Annotated in this window: 18 protein-coding genes and 1 tRNA gene; 13 read left to right on the top strand and 6 right to left on the bottom strand. The window is 62.0% G+C overall.

What is annotated here, in order from left to right; genetic code table 11:
- Window positions 1-148: 148 nt before the first annotated feature.
- The 3 genes from mnmA to ACKODO_RS00895 all read left to right on the top strand — a co-directional run bounded on the left by mnmA (window position 149) and on the right by ACKODO_RS00895 (window position 2167).
- Entirely contained in the window at window positions 149-1318 is a 1170-nt protein-coding gene (mnmA, locus tag ACKODO_RS00905; RefSeq protein ID WP_408981620.1) for a tRNA 2-thiouridine(34) synthase MnmA, read from the top strand.
- Between the two features lie 21 nt (window positions 1319-1339).
- Complete coding sequence (locus ACKODO_RS00900) at window positions 1340-2017, top strand: class I SAM-dependent methyltransferase (RefSeq protein WP_408981576.1); 678 nt, start codon at window positions 1340-1342, stop codon at window positions 2015-2017.
- Between the two features lie 73 nt (window positions 2018-2090).
- A tRNA-Met gene (locus tag ACKODO_RS00895) sits at window positions 2091-2167 on the top strand.
- 37 nt (window positions 2168-2204) lie between these two features.
- Here the strand turns inward: ACKODO_RS00895 and ACKODO_RS00890 are convergent.
- The 3 genes from ACKODO_RS00890 to ACKODO_RS00880 all read right to left on the bottom strand — a co-directional run bounded on the left by ACKODO_RS00890 (window position 2205) and on the right by ACKODO_RS00880 (window position 4155).
- Window positions 2205-2870: a hypothetical protein gene (locus ACKODO_RS00890; RefSeq protein WP_408981575.1), complete on the bottom strand. Its 666-nt coding sequence runs from the start codon at window positions 2868-2870 to the stop codon at window positions 2205-2207.
- 10 nt (window positions 2871-2880) lie between these two features.
- A complete protein-coding gene (locus ACKODO_RS00885; protein WP_408981574.1) occupies window positions 2881-3447 on the bottom strand; it encodes a TadE/TadG family type IV pilus assembly protein in 567 nt (188 codons plus the stop codon).
- 225 nt (window positions 3448-3672) lie between these two features.
- Window positions 3673-4155, bottom strand: a complete 483-nt coding sequence (locus ACKODO_RS00880) for a pilus assembly protein N-terminal domain-containing protein (RefSeq protein ID WP_408981573.1) — start codon at window positions 4153-4155, stop codon at window positions 3673-3675.
- 515 nt (window positions 4156-4670) lie between these two features.
- Here ACKODO_RS00880 and ACKODO_RS00875 point away from each other — a divergent pair.
- From ACKODO_RS00875 to ACKODO_RS00860, 4 genes are all read left to right on the top strand, one after another.
- Window positions 4671-4847 carry a Flp family type IVb pilin gene (locus ACKODO_RS00875; protein WP_408981572.1) on the top strand — a complete coding sequence of 59 codons (177 nt, stop codon included), beginning with the start codon at window positions 4671-4673 and terminating at the stop codon, window positions 4845-4847.
- Window positions 4848-5056: 209 nt separating this feature from the next.
- Window positions 5057-6637 carry a malate synthase A gene (gene aceB / locus ACKODO_RS00870; RefSeq protein WP_408981571.1) on the top strand — a complete coding sequence of 527 codons (1581 nt, stop codon included), beginning with the start codon at window positions 5057-5059 and terminating at the stop codon, window positions 6635-6637.
- Between the two features lie 261 nt (window positions 6638-6898).
- Entirely contained in the window at window positions 6899-7465 is a 567-nt protein-coding gene (locus ACKODO_RS00865; protein ID WP_408981570.1) for an NUDIX hydrolase, read from the top strand.
- 106 nt (window positions 7466-7571) lie between these two features.
- Window positions 7572-8225: a DUF2076 domain-containing protein gene (locus ACKODO_RS00860; RefSeq protein WP_408981569.1), complete on the top strand. Its 654-nt coding sequence runs from the start codon at window positions 7572-7574 to the stop codon at window positions 8223-8225.
- Between the two features lie 94 nt (window positions 8226-8319).
- Here ACKODO_RS00860 and ACKODO_RS00855 read toward each other — a convergent pair whose 3' ends face one another.
- Window positions 8320-9081 (bottom strand): L,D-transpeptidase, encoded by a 762-nt coding sequence (locus ACKODO_RS00855; RefSeq protein ID WP_408981568.1) that lies wholly within the window; start codon window positions 9079-9081, stop codon window positions 8320-8322.
- 318 nt (window positions 9082-9399) lie between these two features.
- On the opposite strand from ACKODO_RS00855, the gene ACKODO_RS00850 reads away from it, so the two are divergent.
- Window positions 9400-10185 carry a protein phosphatase CheZ gene (locus ACKODO_RS00850; RefSeq protein WP_408981567.1) on the top strand — a complete coding sequence of 262 codons (786 nt, stop codon included), beginning with the start codon at window positions 9400-9402 and terminating at the stop codon, window positions 10183-10185.
- A 15-nt stretch (window positions 10186-10200) separates the two neighbouring features.
- Here ACKODO_RS00850 and ACKODO_RS00845 read toward each other — a convergent pair whose 3' ends face one another.
- Window positions 10201-10404 (bottom strand): hypothetical protein, encoded by a 204-nt coding sequence (locus tag ACKODO_RS00845; protein ID WP_408981566.1) that lies wholly within the window; start codon window positions 10402-10404, stop codon window positions 10201-10203.
- A 208-nt stretch (window positions 10405-10612) separates the two neighbouring features.
- On the opposite strand from ACKODO_RS00845, the gene ACKODO_RS00840 reads away from it, so the two are divergent.
- The 5 genes from ACKODO_RS00840 (at window position 10613) to ACKODO_RS00820 (ending at window position 15306) form a co-directional block, all read left to right on the top strand.
- Window positions 10613-11419, top strand: a complete 807-nt coding sequence (locus ACKODO_RS00840; protein WP_408981565.1) for a sulfite exporter TauE/SafE family protein — start codon at window positions 10613-10615, stop codon at window positions 11417-11419.
- Window positions 11416-12294, top strand: a complete 879-nt coding sequence (locus ACKODO_RS00835; protein WP_408981564.1) for a DMT family transporter — start codon at window positions 11416-11418, stop codon at window positions 12292-12294. The genes ACKODO_RS00840 and ACKODO_RS00835 overlap by 4 nt, the downstream gene beginning before the upstream one ends.
- A gap of 266 nt (window positions 12295-12560) precedes the next feature.
- On the top strand, window positions 12561-12848 hold the full coding sequence (groES, locus tag ACKODO_RS00830; protein WP_408981563.1) for a co-chaperone GroES: 288 nt from the start codon (window positions 12561-12563) through the stop codon (window positions 12846-12848).
- Window positions 12849-12887: 39 nt separating this feature from the next.
- Window positions 12888-14531: a chaperonin GroEL gene (gene groL / locus ACKODO_RS00825; protein WP_408981562.1), complete on the top strand. Its 1644-nt coding sequence runs from the start codon at window positions 12888-12890 to the stop codon at window positions 14529-14531.
- A gap of 346 nt (window positions 14532-14877) precedes the next feature.
- Window positions 14878-15306 (top strand): DoxX family protein, encoded by a 429-nt coding sequence (locus ACKODO_RS00820; protein WP_408981561.1) that lies wholly within the window; start codon window positions 14878-14880, stop codon window positions 15304-15306.
- 2 nt (window positions 15307-15308) lie between these two features.
- Here the strand turns inward: ACKODO_RS00820 and ACKODO_RS00815 are convergent, their stop codons facing one another.
- Window positions 15309-15674 (bottom strand): hypothetical protein, encoded by a 366-nt coding sequence (locus ACKODO_RS00815; RefSeq protein ID WP_408981560.1) that lies wholly within the window; start codon window positions 15672-15674, stop codon window positions 15309-15311.
- Window positions 15675-15896: the final 222 nt, after the last annotated feature.

The following is a 15896-nucleotide window of genomic DNA, read 5'->3' as shown; positions in this document are numbered from 1 at the left end:
TCACCCTGAGCGGAGAAGCTGCTTCCTGCATCACCGCAACCGGGCAAATTCTGCCGGTTCTTGCCCGCAAGACTGGAACATTCGTCCCAAAAGGCTTATGCAACGGATCGTTCCCGGACCCTTGAATTCCGGCGAGATGCCAATGACTCTGAACGGACTGGACATTGCCAAGCCTGCAGAGAAGACTCGCGTGGTTGTCGCGATGTCCGGCGGCATTGATTCGTCGGTCGTTGCGGCTCTGTTGGCGCGCGCCGGCTACGAGGTGATCGGCATCACCCTTCAGCTCTATGATCATGGCGCCGCGACGCATCGCGCCGGCTCCTGCTGCGCGGGGCGGGACATCCAGGATGCGCGCAATGTCGCCCAGCAGCTCGGCATCCCGCATTACGTGCTCGATTACGAAAGCCGCTTCCGCGAGGACGTGATCGAGAGTTTCGCCGACAGCTATGCACGCGGCGAAACGCCCATTCCTTGCGTCGAGTGCAATCGCACCGTGAAGTTCCGCGATCTTCTGGCCTTTGCCGGGGAACTCGATGCCGATTGCCTCGCGACGGGGCATTATGTGGAGAGCCGCGCGCTGGAGGGCGGTGGGCGCGGGCTGTTTCGGCCGATCGATCTCGATCGCGACCAGAGCTACTTCCTGTTCGCGACCACGAAGCCGCAGCTTGCCCGGCTCCGCTTTCCCCTCGCCGGAATGACCAAATCCGAGACGCGCGCCATTGCCCGCGAAATCGGCCTTTCCAATGCGGACAAGGCTGATAGCCAGGATATCTGCTTCGTGCCTTCCGGTAACTACGCGGAACTTGTGCGCAAGCTGAAGCCGGAGGCGGACCGGCCTGGCGCGATCCGCCATCTCGATGGCCGTGTGCTTGGCCAGCATGAGGGCACCTTCCGCTTCACCATCGGCCAGAGGCGCGGCCTCGGTATCGCCGCGCGCGAGCCGCTCTATGTCATCCGGGTCGATGCCGACCGTTCCGAAGTGATCGTTGGACCGCGTGAGGCGCTCGCCCTGCGCGAGATCCCGCTGCGTGATGTGAACTGGCTCGGCGATACGCCGATCCCATCCGAGGGCCTCGCCATCCATGCCCGCGTGCGTTCCACGCGAGCCCCGAAACCCGCCATGCTGCGGCAGGACGAGCGTGGCATCGTCGTCGAGATTTTCGATGGCGAGGAGGGCGTCGCGCCCGGACAGGCATGCGTTTTCTATGGCGGCGATGGCGCCGGCGCGCGCGTGCTCGGCGGCGGCACCATCATGCGGCAGCCCGAGGGGCGAATCCCCTTGGCGCCTGCCGGCGAAGCCGTTTCAGCCCTTTCCTAAATCGCTTTTCTGGAGCTCCGCATGCAAGATTCCAGCACCGTGAAGGATGTGTCGCTCTCGACCATCACCAAAGCCTACGAGAAATGGGCGCCCTTCTACGATCGGGTCTATCACAAGATGCTCCGGCCTTCGCAGCTCAAGGCCGTCAGCGCCGCGATGGAAAACGGCCCGCGCGTGCTGGAAGTTGGCGTGGGTTCCGGCCTGGCGCTCGGCTATTATCCGCCCGAGGCGCAGGTAACCGGGATCGACCTCTCGAAGCCCATGCTGCACAAGGCCGAGGAAAAGATCGCAGCGCAGGGCCTGAAGAACATCACCGGGCTCGCGGTGATGGATGCCTGCCGTCTCGGTTTCCGGGATGGCACCTTCGATGCGGTGGCCGGCATGTTCATGATCACGCTGGTGCCCGACGCGGAAGCCGCACTCGATGAATTCATGCGCGTGCTGCGGCCGGGGGGCGAGATTGTTCTGGTCAACCACATCGGCGCGGAAAAGGGCCCGATGGCGGCCTTCGAAACCGTGGTGGCGCCGATCGCCAAAAAACTCGGCTGGCGCGCAAATTTCCCGCTGCAACGCCTGCGCGACTGGGCGGCGAGCCGCGGATTCGAGGTTCATGACGTCGACCCGCATGGGCCGATCCACTATTTCACGCTCATCCGGTTGAAGGATCGGCGGGCGGATCGCGCGCCGCTGGCGGCGTGAGGCGCTTTTCGGGCCTGAAGGATTTGCCGGACTTGACATGGCAAGGCCGGCGCTTCTAAGGGTCCCGAAGGTTGGCAGTGTAGCTCAGCTGGTTAGAGCGCGGCACTCATAATGCTGAGGTCGGTGGTTCAAGTCCACTCACTGCTACCAACTCTCGCCCCGGAGCGAGCCGGGCGCGCTTTTCTTGTCAGTTCACGAAGCCAGGGCAGGGTCCGGCGGGAGCAGGGTTGAATTGCACCTTGTTGGCCTGGCGAGAGCGCATGAAGAGCCGATCGCCGAGCGGCATCTCGCCGCCCGAGGCCGCTCCCTTGAACAACTCATCCACGACCTGCGTCGCGACAGATGCCTGATAGCGCATATTCACTTCGGCATGGACGATCGAGGTGCGCGCCGTCCTGAGGCCGACCGGCACGAGATTCGAGGTCGAGCACCGCGCGAGCGCGGTGAAATCACCCCGCAGGGCCGAGTTGGTTGGAACCACCGACCAATCCACGAACACCTTGCCCGAACCATCAATGTCGAAGGAAGTCACGCGCATGCCGATCCGCTCGGCCGGTTGCGGCCACAGCACCGCCTCCGTGGCCTGGAAGATCGAATCCATGTCCGCCTGGCTCACGGCCTGCATCTGAGTCGTCATGTCCGCGAGGGTTCGGGTGAGCAGGGTCACCTTCTTGTCGGCGGTCAGCGCATCGGTGGCGACCACCATGCCGACCCAGACCATCACCATGGCCGGAACCATCAGCGCGAACTCGGTGGCCGCGACGCCGGAGCGGCTTTTTCCAAAGCGGCCCAGCAAACGTCCAGTGGCACGAGAGAAGCGGCGGAGAGGGCGGGAAAAGGATCTAATCATCATCTTGGACCCCTCAACACGCCCCAAAGGGCTCGTTCTTGAAGGCGGCAGAGCCCCCAAGCAGAACCCTGCCATTGTTGAGGCTCGCCACATCGTTGCGGATCATGGCTGTCAGCCCCTGTGCTTCATAATAGGCGCGAATGACCACGATCTGGCAGGGCTGTCCGGGGTTGAATTGCAGGCCACCGGGGTCAAAGGCCCCGTTCTTGACCGGGTTCGGCATGGCCGCAACGCCGAAGGTGTTGAACGCGCGGACATCAAACTGCACCTGTTCGCAGGGGATGATCCAGCCAACCTGATTGCAGAAGCCCGCCCGGAAGGCCGCCAGCTGCGCCGCGCCATTGCCGGAGCCGGCCACCTGGCCCGTCATCGTGAGGCGCTTGGCCTCCTCGACACCCGCCTCGATGGCCGTCGTGCGCAGAAACAGCGTTCCCGTTTCGAGAATGGCGAACAGGAAACCGAAGAACAGAGGTGAGATCATCGCAAATTCAACGGCCGTGGTGCCGGTGCGATTGCGCACGAACTTGCGCAAGCTCCGTCGGCCCTTGCTCGCGCGCCTGGATTCGGATCTTTCCGCCATGCCTTCGCTCCGTTCCTTCCAAGGTGTCACGGGAAGCACGTCGCCAGCTTCAACCGCCCTTGGGAATAGACATACCAAGAGCAACTTGACTTTCAGTTGCGGGGGACCACGAAAAGGCTGCGTGAACGTTTTACCGATTATTCACGCTTTTCTTGCCGGCCGCGATCATGGGCCTGTCGCACGCACGAAACGCGCTATCGTTTCTTCAGGGGCAGGGGAGTAACATCACCGCCTCGTGCCCGCGGCGCTGCTCTGGTTCGCGAGAGCATCCCGACGAAGGCTCTGGTCCGCAGCGCGACCAAAATGCTTTTCCTCGTCTCCGAGCGCGACAGTCGGCTGGCATTTCGGCGAGCAATGGTAATGCGCGGAATCAAGGCCGCGCATCACCAGCAGGCCATGATCCGGCGGAGCGGAAACCGACACGAAGGATTCCGAGATGATCGTGCCGTTCGTATCGAGCGCGATGAAATTCGTGCGGCCGGGCATGCGGCCGGTGATGATGAGCACGCCGTTGCGTTGAACCGTGACATCCGCGATGGCTGGATTGCCGACAATGATCGTTTCCGTGCCGGTCGGCAGTTTCAGGAGCTTCGCCTGATCGAGGAAAACGCCGATCTGGTCGGGGCCGGTCTCTTTGGCAGAGGCCGGCGCGCCGAGGGCCATCGCCGCCAGCATCACGCCAAGGGCAGGAAGACGGAGCCGGGACATCGCACACCTCTCGCAATGGGCAGGCCCATACAGGGGACCGCCGAGACCAAGCAATGGCAAATCAGGGTGAATTTTCGGTAAAGCGCCCGCTTTTTCAGCGCGGCAGGGAAGCATCGCCGGGTGGCGATCGGGCGTTTCGTTCGCCTGTCAGACAGATCGACCCTTGAACAAGCGACCTCCACTGCGAAACGACGTGAGATTTTCTAAATAAAATACTCATGTTAACGGTCTTTTAGCGGTTATTATCCGGCTCAATCACACCATAATTATAGTATCAATCATCAAAATTTGAAACAACAAACGAAATATTGCTTTTTGTAATTGCAGAGAAGTGATAATCGGTTTTTGATTGTTTTAACCAAGCTGCCTTCCTTCCCTGAATTATTTCCCGATTGTTGGTCGTGTTAACGGTCGTGCAACATCCCGGGGCTAAGTTCGCTTTGGTTCCGGCATAAGACTTTTTCCGAGAGGACAGGTCGCCGAAGACCTTTGGAGCAAATCAAAAGGAGCACACCATGTCGATTTTCAACCGTTTCGTGAAGGACGAGTCCGGCGCCACCGCGATCGAGTATTCGCTGATCGCCGCCCTGATGGCCGCCGCCGTCATTGCCGCGCTCTCGACCTTCTCGGGCAGCCTGCAGACGGCCTTCACCAATATCGGCACGACGCTGACCACCAAGACCGCTCCGTAACCGTAACCCGCGGGCGACCAGACGTCGATCGATCAAGGGCAGCCTGCGGGCTGCCCTTTTTTTGCGCTGTGGGCCTCGCAATTTTCGGAACCTTTCCATTCTTTCCGGAACGGAAGCAGTCCCGTCACAATAAGTCGTCTTGCGAAAAAAACATTTCTGCGGATGATGCGTCCGATTTTTCCGGGTCAGGTTCATGAAGGGGTCTTCTGGTGGCTACGATCGCAATCCGGGGCGCGATGGCTGCCCGCTATGAAGAGATTCTGACCAGGGACGCCCTCGATTTCGTGGCAAGCCTGCAGCGCGCCTTCAATAGTCGCCGCAAGGAATTGCTGGCCGCTCGCGCCGAGCGCCAGAAGCGCTTCGATGCCGGCGAGCTGCCGCGCTTCCTGCCGGAGACCGCCGCCATCCGCTCCGGCGAATGGCGCGTGGCTCCAATTCCGCATGACCTGCTTGATCGCCGCGTGGAAATCACCGGCCCGGTCGATCGGAAGATGGTGATCAACGCGCTGAATTGCGGCGCGAAGGTCTTCATGACCGATTTCGAGGATGCGAATTCCCCGACCTGGTCGAACAATATCGAGGGCCAGATCAACCTGAAGGATCGCTGGGACGGCAAGATCGACTTTACCGATCCCGCATCGGGCAAGGCCTACAAGCTTGGTCCGAACCCGGCCGTGCTGATCGTGCGGCCGCGTGGCTGGCACCTCGACGAGAGCCATCTCGAGATCGATGGCGAGCCCTGCTCCGGTTCGCTCTTCGATTTCGGCCTCTGTTTCTTCCACAACGCGAAGAAGCAGATTGCCGCGGGCTCAGGCCCCTATTTCTACCTGCCGAAGCTCGAAAGCCATCTCGAGGCGCGGCTGTGGAACGATGTCTTCGTGATGGCCCAGAAGGCGCTCGGCCTGCCGGTCGGCACCATCAAGGCGACCGTGCTGATCGAGACCTTGCCCGCGGCTTTCGAGATGGACGAGATCCTGTTCGAACTGAAGGATCATATCGTCGGCCTCAATTGCGGGCGCTGGGATTACATCTTCTCCTTCATCAAGAAGCTCGCCGCGCAGAAGGATTACGCGCTGCCGGATCGCAGCCAGGTGGTGATGGGCAAGGCCTTCCTGCGCGCCTATTCGCTGCTGCTGATCAAGACCTGCCACAAGCGCGGCGCCTTCGCGATGGGCGGCATGGCGGCGCAGATCCCGGTGAAGAACAACCCCGCGGCCAACGAGGCGGCCTTCGCCAAGGTGCGCGCCGACAAGGAGCGCGAGGCCGGCGACGGTCATGACGGCACCTGGGTCGCGCATCCCGATCTCGTTCCGGTGGCGATGGAGGTGTTCAACCGCCTGATGCCGCAGCCCAATCAGCTCGGCGTCGCGCGCAATGATGTGAACATTGCCGAGAAGGATCTGCTGGAAGTTCATGCCGGCACGCGTTCCATCGAGGGTTTCCGCGAGAATATCCGCGTGGGCGTGCAATATATCGAGGCCTGGCTGCGCGGCCGCGGCGCCGTGCCGATCTACAACATGATGGAAGATGCAGCGACCGCCGAGATCTCCCGCGCGCAGATCTGGCAGCAGGTGAAGTACGGCCTGGATTTCGTGGATGGCACGAAGGCCTCGCCCGGGCTGTTCGAAACCTGCCTCAAGGAAGAGATGGAGCGGGTGAAGGGCGAAGTGGGGGCGGAGGCCTTCGAAAAGGGCCGCTTCCCCGAGGCCATCGAGCTTTTCCGCAACCTTTCGCTCGCGTCGAGGTTCGAAGACTTCCTGACGGTTCCGGCCTACCAGAAGATCGTCTGATCCAACTGCCGGAAGAATCGACTGGAGCCGGTTCGGTGAATTCCCTTTCACCGCCCGGCTCTCATTTTTCTCGACGCATCGTCTTCATGCGAACGGGCCTCCGCTTCGCTTGAAAATGTTCCAGAGCATTTTCCGATCCATTGGATACCGGTTGGTCGAAGAAAATGCGCGACATAATCGGAAATGAGAGCGGACGGCCTCTTTCAATCAGGTCGGAGTTGGCTCTAGCGTTGCGGCTCTTCTGACCCGTGAGCCTCTTTCATGTCTGAATTCCTCTCCCGCCTGCGTGCGATTGTCGAAACTTATCTCGCCCATGAGGCGGAAAGCGATGAATGGCTGCCGGTGCTCACTTGGCAGATCGACCAGCAGCACGCGCTCGACAGTCGCGACACCTATCCCGGCCACGTGACGACCAGCGCGATCCTCCTGTCGCCGGATGGCACCGAGACCCTGCTGATCGACCACAAGACCCTGAAGCGCTGGCTGCAACCCGGCGGGCATTACGAACCGGCCGAAACCTTCTGGCTTTCGGCACGTCGAGAAGCGGAGGAGGAAACAGGCCTTTCCGCGCCGCCGCTTCACCCCTGGCACGGAAAGGCGGACCGGCCCTTCCTCATCGACAGCCATGCCGTGCCGGGCAAGGCGAGCCGGGGCGAGCGGCCGCATCTGCATCACGACCTGCAATTCCTGTTCGTGGCAGATCCGGCTTCCCCGCTTGTCGCACAGCTCGAGGAGGTTTCGGCCGTGCGGTGGCACGAAGTGGCGACGCTGGAAGAGGTGACGCCGCGCGGCCTCAAACGGCTGAAACGCCTCGGGCTGGCAAAATAAACCTTTCGGACGGGTCTGGTTGCCACTGAAAATGTCGCAATTCGCCTCTATCTGATGCGTCACGCCGTCCTCTTGGGAGCAACCGGGCGGCGAAATGGAGGAAGGGATGAACCCGCAAGAGCGTCAGGTGATTGACGGTATTTTCGACCGCCTGAAGAACGTTGCAAACCAGCCGCGCGACCCGGAAGCGGAGCGCTATATCGGGGACCTCGTTCAGAAACAGCCCTATGCGACCTATGCACTGGCCCAGTCGGTTTACGTGCAGGAACAGGCGCTGCTGAACCAGCAGCAACAGATCGAGCAGCTTCAGGCCGAAGTCGCGGAATTGCGCGCGCGACCGCAGCAGCCGGCTTCCGGCGGCGGTTTCCTGTCGGGCCTTTTCGGCGGTGGCGGCCAGCAACGTCCACCGGAAAACGTGCCGGCCTATGGCCAGCGTCGCGAGGCGCCGCTTCAGGCCCCGGCCGGTCCGTGGGGTGGGCAGCCTCGAGCCGCGGCACCCGGCCCATGGGGCCAGCCGCAGCGCCAGGGCATGGGCTTCCTCGGCACGGCCGCGGCAGCCGCCACTGGCGTGGCCGGCGGCATGGTGCTCGGCTCGATCCTGTCTTCAGCCTTGGGTGGCGGGGCTGCCAATGCAGCGGCCGTCCCGTCCGGGCATACGCCGCAGGAAAATGCCCCGCAGGAAGAGGAGCAGGGCCACGACCATGTGTCGGATGCCAACTGGGATGATGGCGGCTATGGCGACGACAGCTTCGAGGCATGATCGCCGCCGCTCCTTCAAATGAGATGATGAAGGCCCCGCAGCAAATCCGCGGGGCCTTTTTTCACTCCGGCGGGCCGGTAGAGTGTGATGGAATTCAGATGACCACGACCCGCGTGCCGACCTTCACCCGGTCATAGAGATCAATGACATCCTCGTTGTTCATGCGGATGCAGCCCGAGGAAACCGCGCGGCCGATCGTTTCCGGCTCGTTGGTGCCGTGAATGCGATAAAGCGACGAGCCAAGATAGAGCGCCCGCGCGCCGAGCGGATTATCGGGACCACCCGACATGAAGGGCGGGAGATCCGGGCGACGCTTCAGCATCTGCGCCGGCGGCCGCCAATCCGGCCATTCCGCCTTGCGGGTGATGGATTTAACGCCCGCCCATTCGAAGCCCGGACGACCCACGCCGATTCCATAGCGCAGCGCGCGGCCATCGCCCTGCACGAGATAGAGGAACCGGTTCGGCGTATCGATCACGATCGTGCCCGGGCCATGCGGGCCGTGATAGGTCACTTCCTGTCGCTCGAATTGCGGTTCAACCTCAGGATGGATGCGCGCATCATCGCGGCGCTGGATAAACTGGCTCTCATCGGGCAGCGCGGCGAGCTGGCGGGAGCCCTGCACCGGCAGGTCGATCGCACGGCCGCGCCCGGCATGACGCGGCAACGCATCCGGCACGGCCGGGCGGGCCATGACGGGAGCGCCTTGCCGATGCGAGGGCACAGCACCCGTCATCAGGAATTCGATGAAGCCGCCGCCCATCCGCGAGGTGCCGCGATAGGGGTCTGCCTGTGCCGGCAGGACGGCAACCGAGGCGAGCAGCAAGGCGGCAAAAGCGGAAGCGACGCGAGACATGAGACACCCTTTCCCACCCAGCCCAGAAAGGACTGGAGAACCGCCGCCACGCGGCGTTGGCGGCAAACGAGAATGAAAATATTTTTCAACGGTCGCTGGACGGCAAATATTCATGATTAACATATTCTTATGATCAGGTTTTTCATTTTCTTTTAAAAACAATACTAATGAATCATGAAAGGATTATGCGGAAACGCCTTGTTCATGATGACGGAACAGTGATGTTCGCGGGCCATCGGCGTGAACCACTGTTTAACTCGTGGCGCGCAACGGTAAAGGACACTTTTCGCAAATCCAGCAGCGGCGTTTCGAAGTCCCATGAGCATTCCCCAGCGCAAATTCCGCATTGAAGGCGGCTCCGGTCGCCCCACTCCGGAGGTCTCGCCTGTCGCGTTCGAGGCGGCTCCGGTCGCAATCCCCGAAATGCCGGTCATTCCCCGCATCGAAACGGCCGCATCTTCCACCGCCGTGCTCGACGAGGTCCGCGCCCTGCGCATGATGATCGAACCGCTCTACGGCGTGCTGGAAAACCTCAAGGAGAATTACCGCGAGGAATTGCGGTCCTTCGCGAGCCTCAAGGTGGACATGACCGAGATCGAGAGCGCCATTGCGGGCACCAAGAAGGAGCTTGCGGCCCTGAAGGTTGGCCACAATATCGGTGGTGTGGAGGTTGCTGCGCTCGAACTCGAGACGGTGGTCTCGCAGACCGAGGCTGCCGCGAACGACATCCTCGCTGCGGCCGAATCCATCGAGACCATGGCGGGTGCCATCCAGAGCGAGACAACGCTCGAGGCCTGCAAGGGGCTGGCAAACGACATCGCCGACAAGGTGACCATCATCTACATGGCTTGCAACTTCCAGGATCTTTCGGGCCAGCGGGTGCGCCGCGTGGTGGAAACGCTGAACTTCGTGGAGAGCCGCATCCACAAGATGATCGATGCCTGGGGTGGCCTGCAGGCGCTGCACGAACTTATCGAACAGGAAATCCAGACGCAGGAGGAAGAGCGCGAGACCGAAGGTTCGGCTGCCCTTCTCACCGGCCCGGTTCCGGTCAATGCCGAAGACCATGTCGATCAGGACGCGATCGACGCCCTGTTCCATTGAGCAGGACAGTTCGGATCAATTTTCGGAACGGGGCGGCAAGGCCCCGTTTTTCGTTCCCGCGCGCAGCTTGGCCATGAGCGCGCGCGATCCGGCGCGATCCAGGCGCGAGGCCAGGAGCAGGATGGCAGGTGCCAAGGAAATCACCGGAGTGAAGGTGGGAACGATCGAAGCGGGCAATCGAAACGCCAGCGCCCGGGTTCGCATCAGCAGCACCAGCACCAGCCCGAGCCCGGCCCGCGCGGAAACGAAAAAGGCTCAGGATTTCAGTATCTTGAAATTTTTAATTGCACTCGCGCGCAAGCTAAAGGCAGGATTTCGCAAAAGGTGGCCACAAAGCAGCCGCTGCTCGATTGCGAGGTCCCTCAGCCTCCACTAGTCTCGGATTCGTCGCCGGTTTCCTCCGGCCCTCCCCGACCGAGACCGGCCTTTGCCTTTCTTCGAACAGCTCTCCGCTGCCCTGAGCCAACAGGCTGCGAGCCCGGCCTTCTGGCTGATCGGCGGGGTGACGGTCTTTGTCATTGCGGCCTCGAAGGGAGCGTTCGGGGGTGGCGCGGCCTCGCTGGGCGTGCCGATGCTCTCGCTCATCACGGATCCCATCGGCGCGGCGATCATCGTGGCGCCGCTCATCTCGATGATGGACATGTTCACCCTGCGCACCTTCGGCCCCTCCTCCTGGTCGAAGCCGGATCTGCGCGTTCTGCTGCCGGGTCTTCTGCTGGGGCTGGGGGTCGGCTGGCTTGCCTTTGCGAGCGTCGATCCGCGGCTTGTGGCGCTGATGATCGGCACGATCAGCCTCGCCTTCGCGCTGCACTGGTTCTGGAAGCGGCGCGGCAAGCCGCGGGGGCAAGGCAAGCCTGCCAGCACCCCGCTGGGTTTCATCGCCGGGGCAGCCTCCGGCTTCACCACCTTCATCGCGCATTCCGGCGGTCCGCCGGTCACGATGTATCTGATGCGTCGAAACCTCGGGAAAACGCTGTTCGTGGGCACCACGGCGGCCGTCTTCACCATCGGCAACATCCTCAAGCTTGGACCCTATGGCATGCTGCTGATGGCGCGGCCCGAAACGCTGGCGGGGGCGCTGCTTTATGCGCCCATCGTGCCATTCGGCGTCTGGCTTGGCCTGCGCATCCATCATCGCCTCTCCTATGAGGGCATCATGCTGGCGACGAATGCGCTGCTGATCATCGGCGGGGCGCGGCTGATCTGGCAGGCGCTGGGATCGCTGCTGTCATGAAGCTGCGTCTTCCCTTGCCCTTCCTGCTGGCCCTCGCCGGCATCGCCGTGCTCTGCATCATGGATGCGGTCATCAAGGCGGTGGGCGCGCGCTATCCTACCTTCCAGCTGGCCTTCCTGCGGTTTCTGGCCGGCACGATCTGGACTGTCGCCGCATTGGCCATCCTTCGCCCGGCCTTTCCATCCAAGGAGACGATGCGCGTGAACAGCCTGCGCGGCGTGATCGGCCTCATCACCGCGACAAGCTTCTTCTATGCGCTGCAGACCCTGCCGCTGGCGGAAACCATCGCCTTCTCCTTCCTCTCGCCGCTTTTTCTCGCCCTTTTTGGCGCAGTGATCCTCGGCGAGGCGATCCGCCGCGAAACCTTCAGCGGCCTGGGGCTGGGTTTCGTCGGCATGCTGGTGATGACCTTCGGCCATGGGCTGACCACGGGCGGGCCGCTCATCAGCGCGGCCCTGCACCTTCCCGGCGTGCTCGCGGCGGTGGGTTCGGCCATCAGCTATGCTTTCGGCCTCGTGCTGCTGCGCCAGCGTGCCCAGCAGGATGCGCTGATCATCATCGTGCTGTTCCAGACCACCGTGCCGACCCTGTTGCTTGTCGGTCCCGCCTGGTGGGTTTGGCAACCGGTGCTCGGTAGCGACCTCTGGCTGTTCCTCGCCATCGGCGGGCTCGGCCTGTGCGGCCACATGCTGCTTGCCAATGCCTTCAAGCGGGCGGAGGCCTCGCGGCTGGCGCCAAGCGAATATTCCGCCCTCGTGATGGCGGCCATCCTCGGCTACGGGTTTTTCGGAGAGGTGCCGGGCATCGCGACGCTGGTTGGCGCGATGCTGGTGATCTCGGGGACGGTCATTGCCATGCGCGCGAAGGGCGGCTGAAGGGTCGATTTCCGGCCTTTCCCCCGTGCCGGTCAGGCACGGGTGAAAACCGCATTTGCCGCCTGCGACTTCAGCCACCATGCCATCTTGACACCCGCCAAGCTCATCGCCATATGCCGTTGGCACTCATCAATTATGAGTGCTAACTGGTTTCACGAAGGGGTGTCTCGCGTCGAGGATGAATTCGGTTCTGGCCCCATGGGTCCCGGAAATCCCCCGCGAACCGCGCCCCGCCTTCTTACGAAGCCTTCAAGAGGAAGTTCAAAATGAAGTTTCGTCCCCTGCATGACCGTGTGGTCGTGAAGCGCATCGACAGCGAAGAGAAGACCAAGGGCGGTATCATCATCCCGGATACGGCGAAGGAAAAGCCGCAAGAGGGTGAAGTCGTGGCCGTTGGCCCAGGCGCCCGTGACGAAAGCGGCAAGCTCGTGGCCCTTGACGTGAAGAAGGGCGACCGCGTGCTGTTCGGCAAGTGGTCGGGCACGGAAGTGAAGATCGACGGTGTCGACCTCCTCATCATGAAGGAGAGCGACATCATGGGCGTGATCGCCTGATTAACCCGGCACAATTCCTCAATTTCGGAGTAAGGTAACATGGCTGCGAAAGACGTTCGTTTTTCGTCCGATGCGCGCGACAAGATGCTGCGCGGCGTCGACCTCCTCGCCAATGCGGTGAAGGTCAACCTCGGCCCCCAGGGCCGTAACGTCGTCATCGAGAAGTCCTTCGGCGCCCCGCGCATCACCAAGGACGGCGTGACTGTCGCGAAGGAGATCGAGCTCGCCGACAAGTTCGAGAACATGGGCGCCCAGATGGTGCGCGAAGTGGCCTCGAAGCAGAACGACGCCGCCGGTGACGGCACCACCACCGCGACCGTTCTCGCCCAGTCGATCGTTCGCGAAGGCGCCAAGGCCGTTGCGGCCGGCATGAACCCGATGGACCTCAAGCGCGGCATCGACATGGCCGTGGAAGCGGTCGTCGCGGATCTGAAGAAGAACTCCAAGAAGGTGACCTCGAACGACGAAGTCGCTCAGGTCGGCACCATCTCGGCGAACGGCGACAGCTCGGTCGGCAAGATGATCGCGGAAGCGATGCAGAAGGTCGGCAACGAGGGCGTGATCACGGTCGAGGAAGCCAAGACCGCCGAGACCGAACTCGATGTCGTCGAAGGCATGCAGTTCGACCGCGGTTATTTCTCGCCGTATTTCATCACCAATGCCGAGAAGATGGTGGCGGAGCTCGAGGACCCCTACATCCTCATCTTCGAGAAGAAGCTCTCCTCGCTGCAGCCGATGCTGCCGATCCTCGAATCCGTGGTGCAGACCGGCAAGCCGCTGCTCATCATCGCGGAAGACGTGGAAGGCGAAGCGCTCGCCACGCTCGTGGTCAACAAGCTCCGTGGCGGCCTGAAGGTCGCGGCCGTGAAGGCGCCGGGCTTCGGTGTCCGCCGCAAGGCCATGCTCGAGGATATCGCGATCCTCACCTCCGGCACGATGATCTCTGAAGATCTGGGCATCAAGCTCGAGAACATCTCGCTGAAGGATCTCGGCCGCGCCAAGAAGGTGCGTATCGAGAAGGAAAACACCACGATCGTCGATGGCGCCGGCAAGAAGAAGGACATCGAGGGCCGCGTCGCGCAGATCAAGGCACAGATCGAGGAGACCACCTCGGACTATGACCGCGAGAAGCTCCAGGAGCGTCTGGCGAAGCTCGCGGGCGGCGTCGCGGTGATCCGCGTGGGCGGCTCGACCGAGATCGAGGTGAAGGAAAAGAAGGATCGCGTGGATGACGCGCTGAACGCCACCCGCGCTGCGGTGGAAGAAGGCGTTCTCCCGGGTGGCGGCATCGCCCTGCTCCGCGCTGCCGGTGCGATCGGCAAGCTGAAGCCGGCCAACGAAGACCAGAAGATCGGCATCGAGATCGTCAAGAAGGCGCTCACCACGCCGGCTCGCCAGATCATCGACAATGCCGGTGACGACGCGGCCGTTATCGTCGGCAAGCTGATTGAATCGAAGAACTACAATGACGGCTACAACGCCCAGGTCGGCGAATATGTCGACATGGTGAAGGCCGGCATCATCGATCCGACCAAGGTCGTGCGCACGGCGATCCAGGATGCGGCTTCGGTTGCGGGCCTGCTCATCACCACCGAAGCCATGATCGCGGAAGCCCCGAAGAAGGATGCGCCGGCTGGCGGCATGCCGGGCGGCCCGGGCATGGGCGGCGGGATGGATTTCTGATCCATCCCTAGCCCAAGCCGTCAACCAAGCTCATTCCGGGCAAGCCCGGAATGAGTGGCGGCGGGATGGATTTCTGATCCATCCCTAGCCCAAGCCGTCAACCATACTCATTCCGGGCAAGCTCGGAATGAGTGGCGGCGGGACGGATTTCCAAGAAAATCCTGCGCACGAAGCCGAAACAGAAGGCCCGGAGCAATTCGGGCCTTCTGCGTAAGCACGACTAAAACACGCTCAGCCCACGAATTCGTGTTTATGCAAAAATACAGAATTATATGGAGATAATTGATATTTATTGATCGTTGTTGCAAATATAGAGAGGGACGTTACCATCACGGAGTTTGTCCCAATGCTCAACACGCCTTTCATCCGCAATGCCTCGCTGCTCCTTGCCCGACTGCCCATCGGCTTCATGTTCGCCTCAGCCGGATTCCAGAAGATCGGCGGCTATGCTGGCGTTCAGAAATACATGGATGCCATGGGTGTTCCTGGCGCGCTGCTGCCGCTGGTCATCCTTGCAGAGCTGGGCTTTGGATTGATGCTCATCGTCGGCTTCCAGAGCCGCTATGCGGCGCTGGCTCTCGCCGGCTTCACGCTGCTGGCAACGTTCATCTTCCACTTCAACCTGGGCGACCAGACGCCGGCCCTGTTCTTCTTCAAGAACCTTGCCATCACCGGCGGTCTCATGGCGATCGTGGGTGCGGGCGCGGGCACCTGGTCGGTGGATGAGTGGAAGACTAAGAGCGATACGCGCCTCGCGCCCGGATTCGGAAGCTGATTTCAGCTCCGCACGGCGAAGCGGATGCCTGCACCTTTCCGCTTCGCCCCCGTGTCGTTTTGCATCGGGAAGCGCACGAAAAAGGAATCCTTCCCCTGGAAGCTCTGGCGCGGGGTGTAGATCAGGGCAGAACCCTGCACAGCGAGCGCCCCATGTTTCGGCGGCCGGACCACTTGGATGCCACTCATCGAGACGCGGCCCGACCCGCCGAGATAAACGGAGATCGTGCACGGTTCCCCTACCCGAACTCCGGTCACCAATCCGTCGCTGCGGGTACCGGCTTGCCCGTGAAAATGCGCGACACAATCGGCCTGTGCCGCCCCGAGGCTCCCCAAAAGCATCAACCCTGCCAAACTGATCAAACGCATTTCAATTCCTCCTTCGCGCCCTGAGCGCCGATGGCAAGTATGCGCTGAACCCTTGCTTTCATGCAAGTCGCCACACGCTGGTGCGTTTGATCAGTTTGGCAGGGTTGATGCTTTTGGGGAGCCTCGGGGCGGCACAGGCCGATTGTGTCGCGCGATATTCCACGAAATTCGGTGATCGCTCGGATGGCAGTATCGGTGGCGTGAAGGCGGGCCAGGCCTGCA

This window comes from Rhabdaerophilum sp., from assembly GCF_046092605.1.
Taxonomy (GTDB): Bacteria; Pseudomonadota; Alphaproteobacteria; order Rhizobiales; family Beijerinckiaceae; genus Rhabdaerophilum.
This window is presented reverse-complemented; position numbering and strand designations above follow the sequence as displayed.

What these genes read in the sequence shown, in the direction of transcription:
- ACKODO_RS00855 (WP_408981568.1), bottom strand. Translation starts at nt 9,081, where the DNA reads ATGTCTCGCGTCGCTTCCGCTTTTGCCGCCTTGCTGCTCGCCTCGGTT.
- groL (WP_408981562.1), top strand. Translation starts at nt 12,888, where the DNA reads ATGGCTGCGAAAGACGTTCGTTTTTCGTCCGATGCGCGCGACAAGATG.
- ACKODO_RS00885 (WP_408981574.1), bottom strand. Translation starts at nt 3,447, where the DNA reads ATGGCGGAAAGATCCGAATCCAGGCGCGCGAGCAAGGGCCGACGGAGC.
- ACKODO_RS00860 (WP_408981569.1), top strand. Translation starts at nt 7,572, where the DNA reads ATGAACCCGCAAGAGCGTCAGGTGATTGACGGTATTTTCGACCGCCTG.
- ACKODO_RS00850 (WP_408981567.1), top strand. Translation starts at nt 9,400, where the DNA reads ATGAGCATTCCCCAGCGCAAATTCCGCATTGAAGGCGGCTCCGGTCGC.
- ACKODO_RS00880 (WP_408981573.1), bottom strand. Translation starts at nt 4,155, where the DNA reads ATGTCCCGGCTCCGTCTTCCTGCCCTTGGCGTGATGCTGGCGGCGATG.
- ACKODO_RS00865 (WP_408981570.1), top strand. Translation starts at nt 6,899, where the DNA reads ATGTCTGAATTCCTCTCCCGCCTGCGTGCGATTGTCGAAACTTATCTC.
- ACKODO_RS00820 (WP_408981561.1), top strand. Translation starts at nt 14,878, where the DNA reads ATGCTCAACACGCCTTTCATCCGCAATGCCTCGCTGCTCCTTGCCCGA.
- ACKODO_RS00900 (WP_408981576.1), top strand. Translation starts at nt 1,340, where the DNA reads ATGCAAGATTCCAGCACCGTGAAGGATGTGTCGCTCTCGACCATCACC.
- groES (WP_408981563.1), top strand. Translation starts at nt 12,561, where the DNA reads ATGAAGTTTCGTCCCCTGCATGACCGTGTGGTCGTGAAGCGCATCGAC.
- ACKODO_RS00890 (WP_408981575.1), bottom strand. Translation starts at nt 2,870, where the DNA reads ATGATGATTAGATCCTTTTCCCGCCCTCTCCGCCGCTTCTCTCGTGCC.
- ACKODO_RS00835 (WP_408981564.1), top strand. Translation starts at nt 11,416, where the DNA reads ATGAAGCTGCGTCTTCCCTTGCCCTTCCTGCTGGCCCTCGCCGGCATC.
- ACKODO_RS00875 (WP_408981572.1), top strand. Translation starts at nt 4,671, where the DNA reads ATGTCGATTTTCAACCGTTTCGTGAAGGACGAGTCCGGCGCCACCGCG.
- ACKODO_RS00815 (WP_408981560.1), bottom strand. Translation starts at nt 15,674, where the DNA reads ATGCGTTTGATCAGTTTGGCAGGGTTGATGCTTTTGGGGAGCCTCGGG.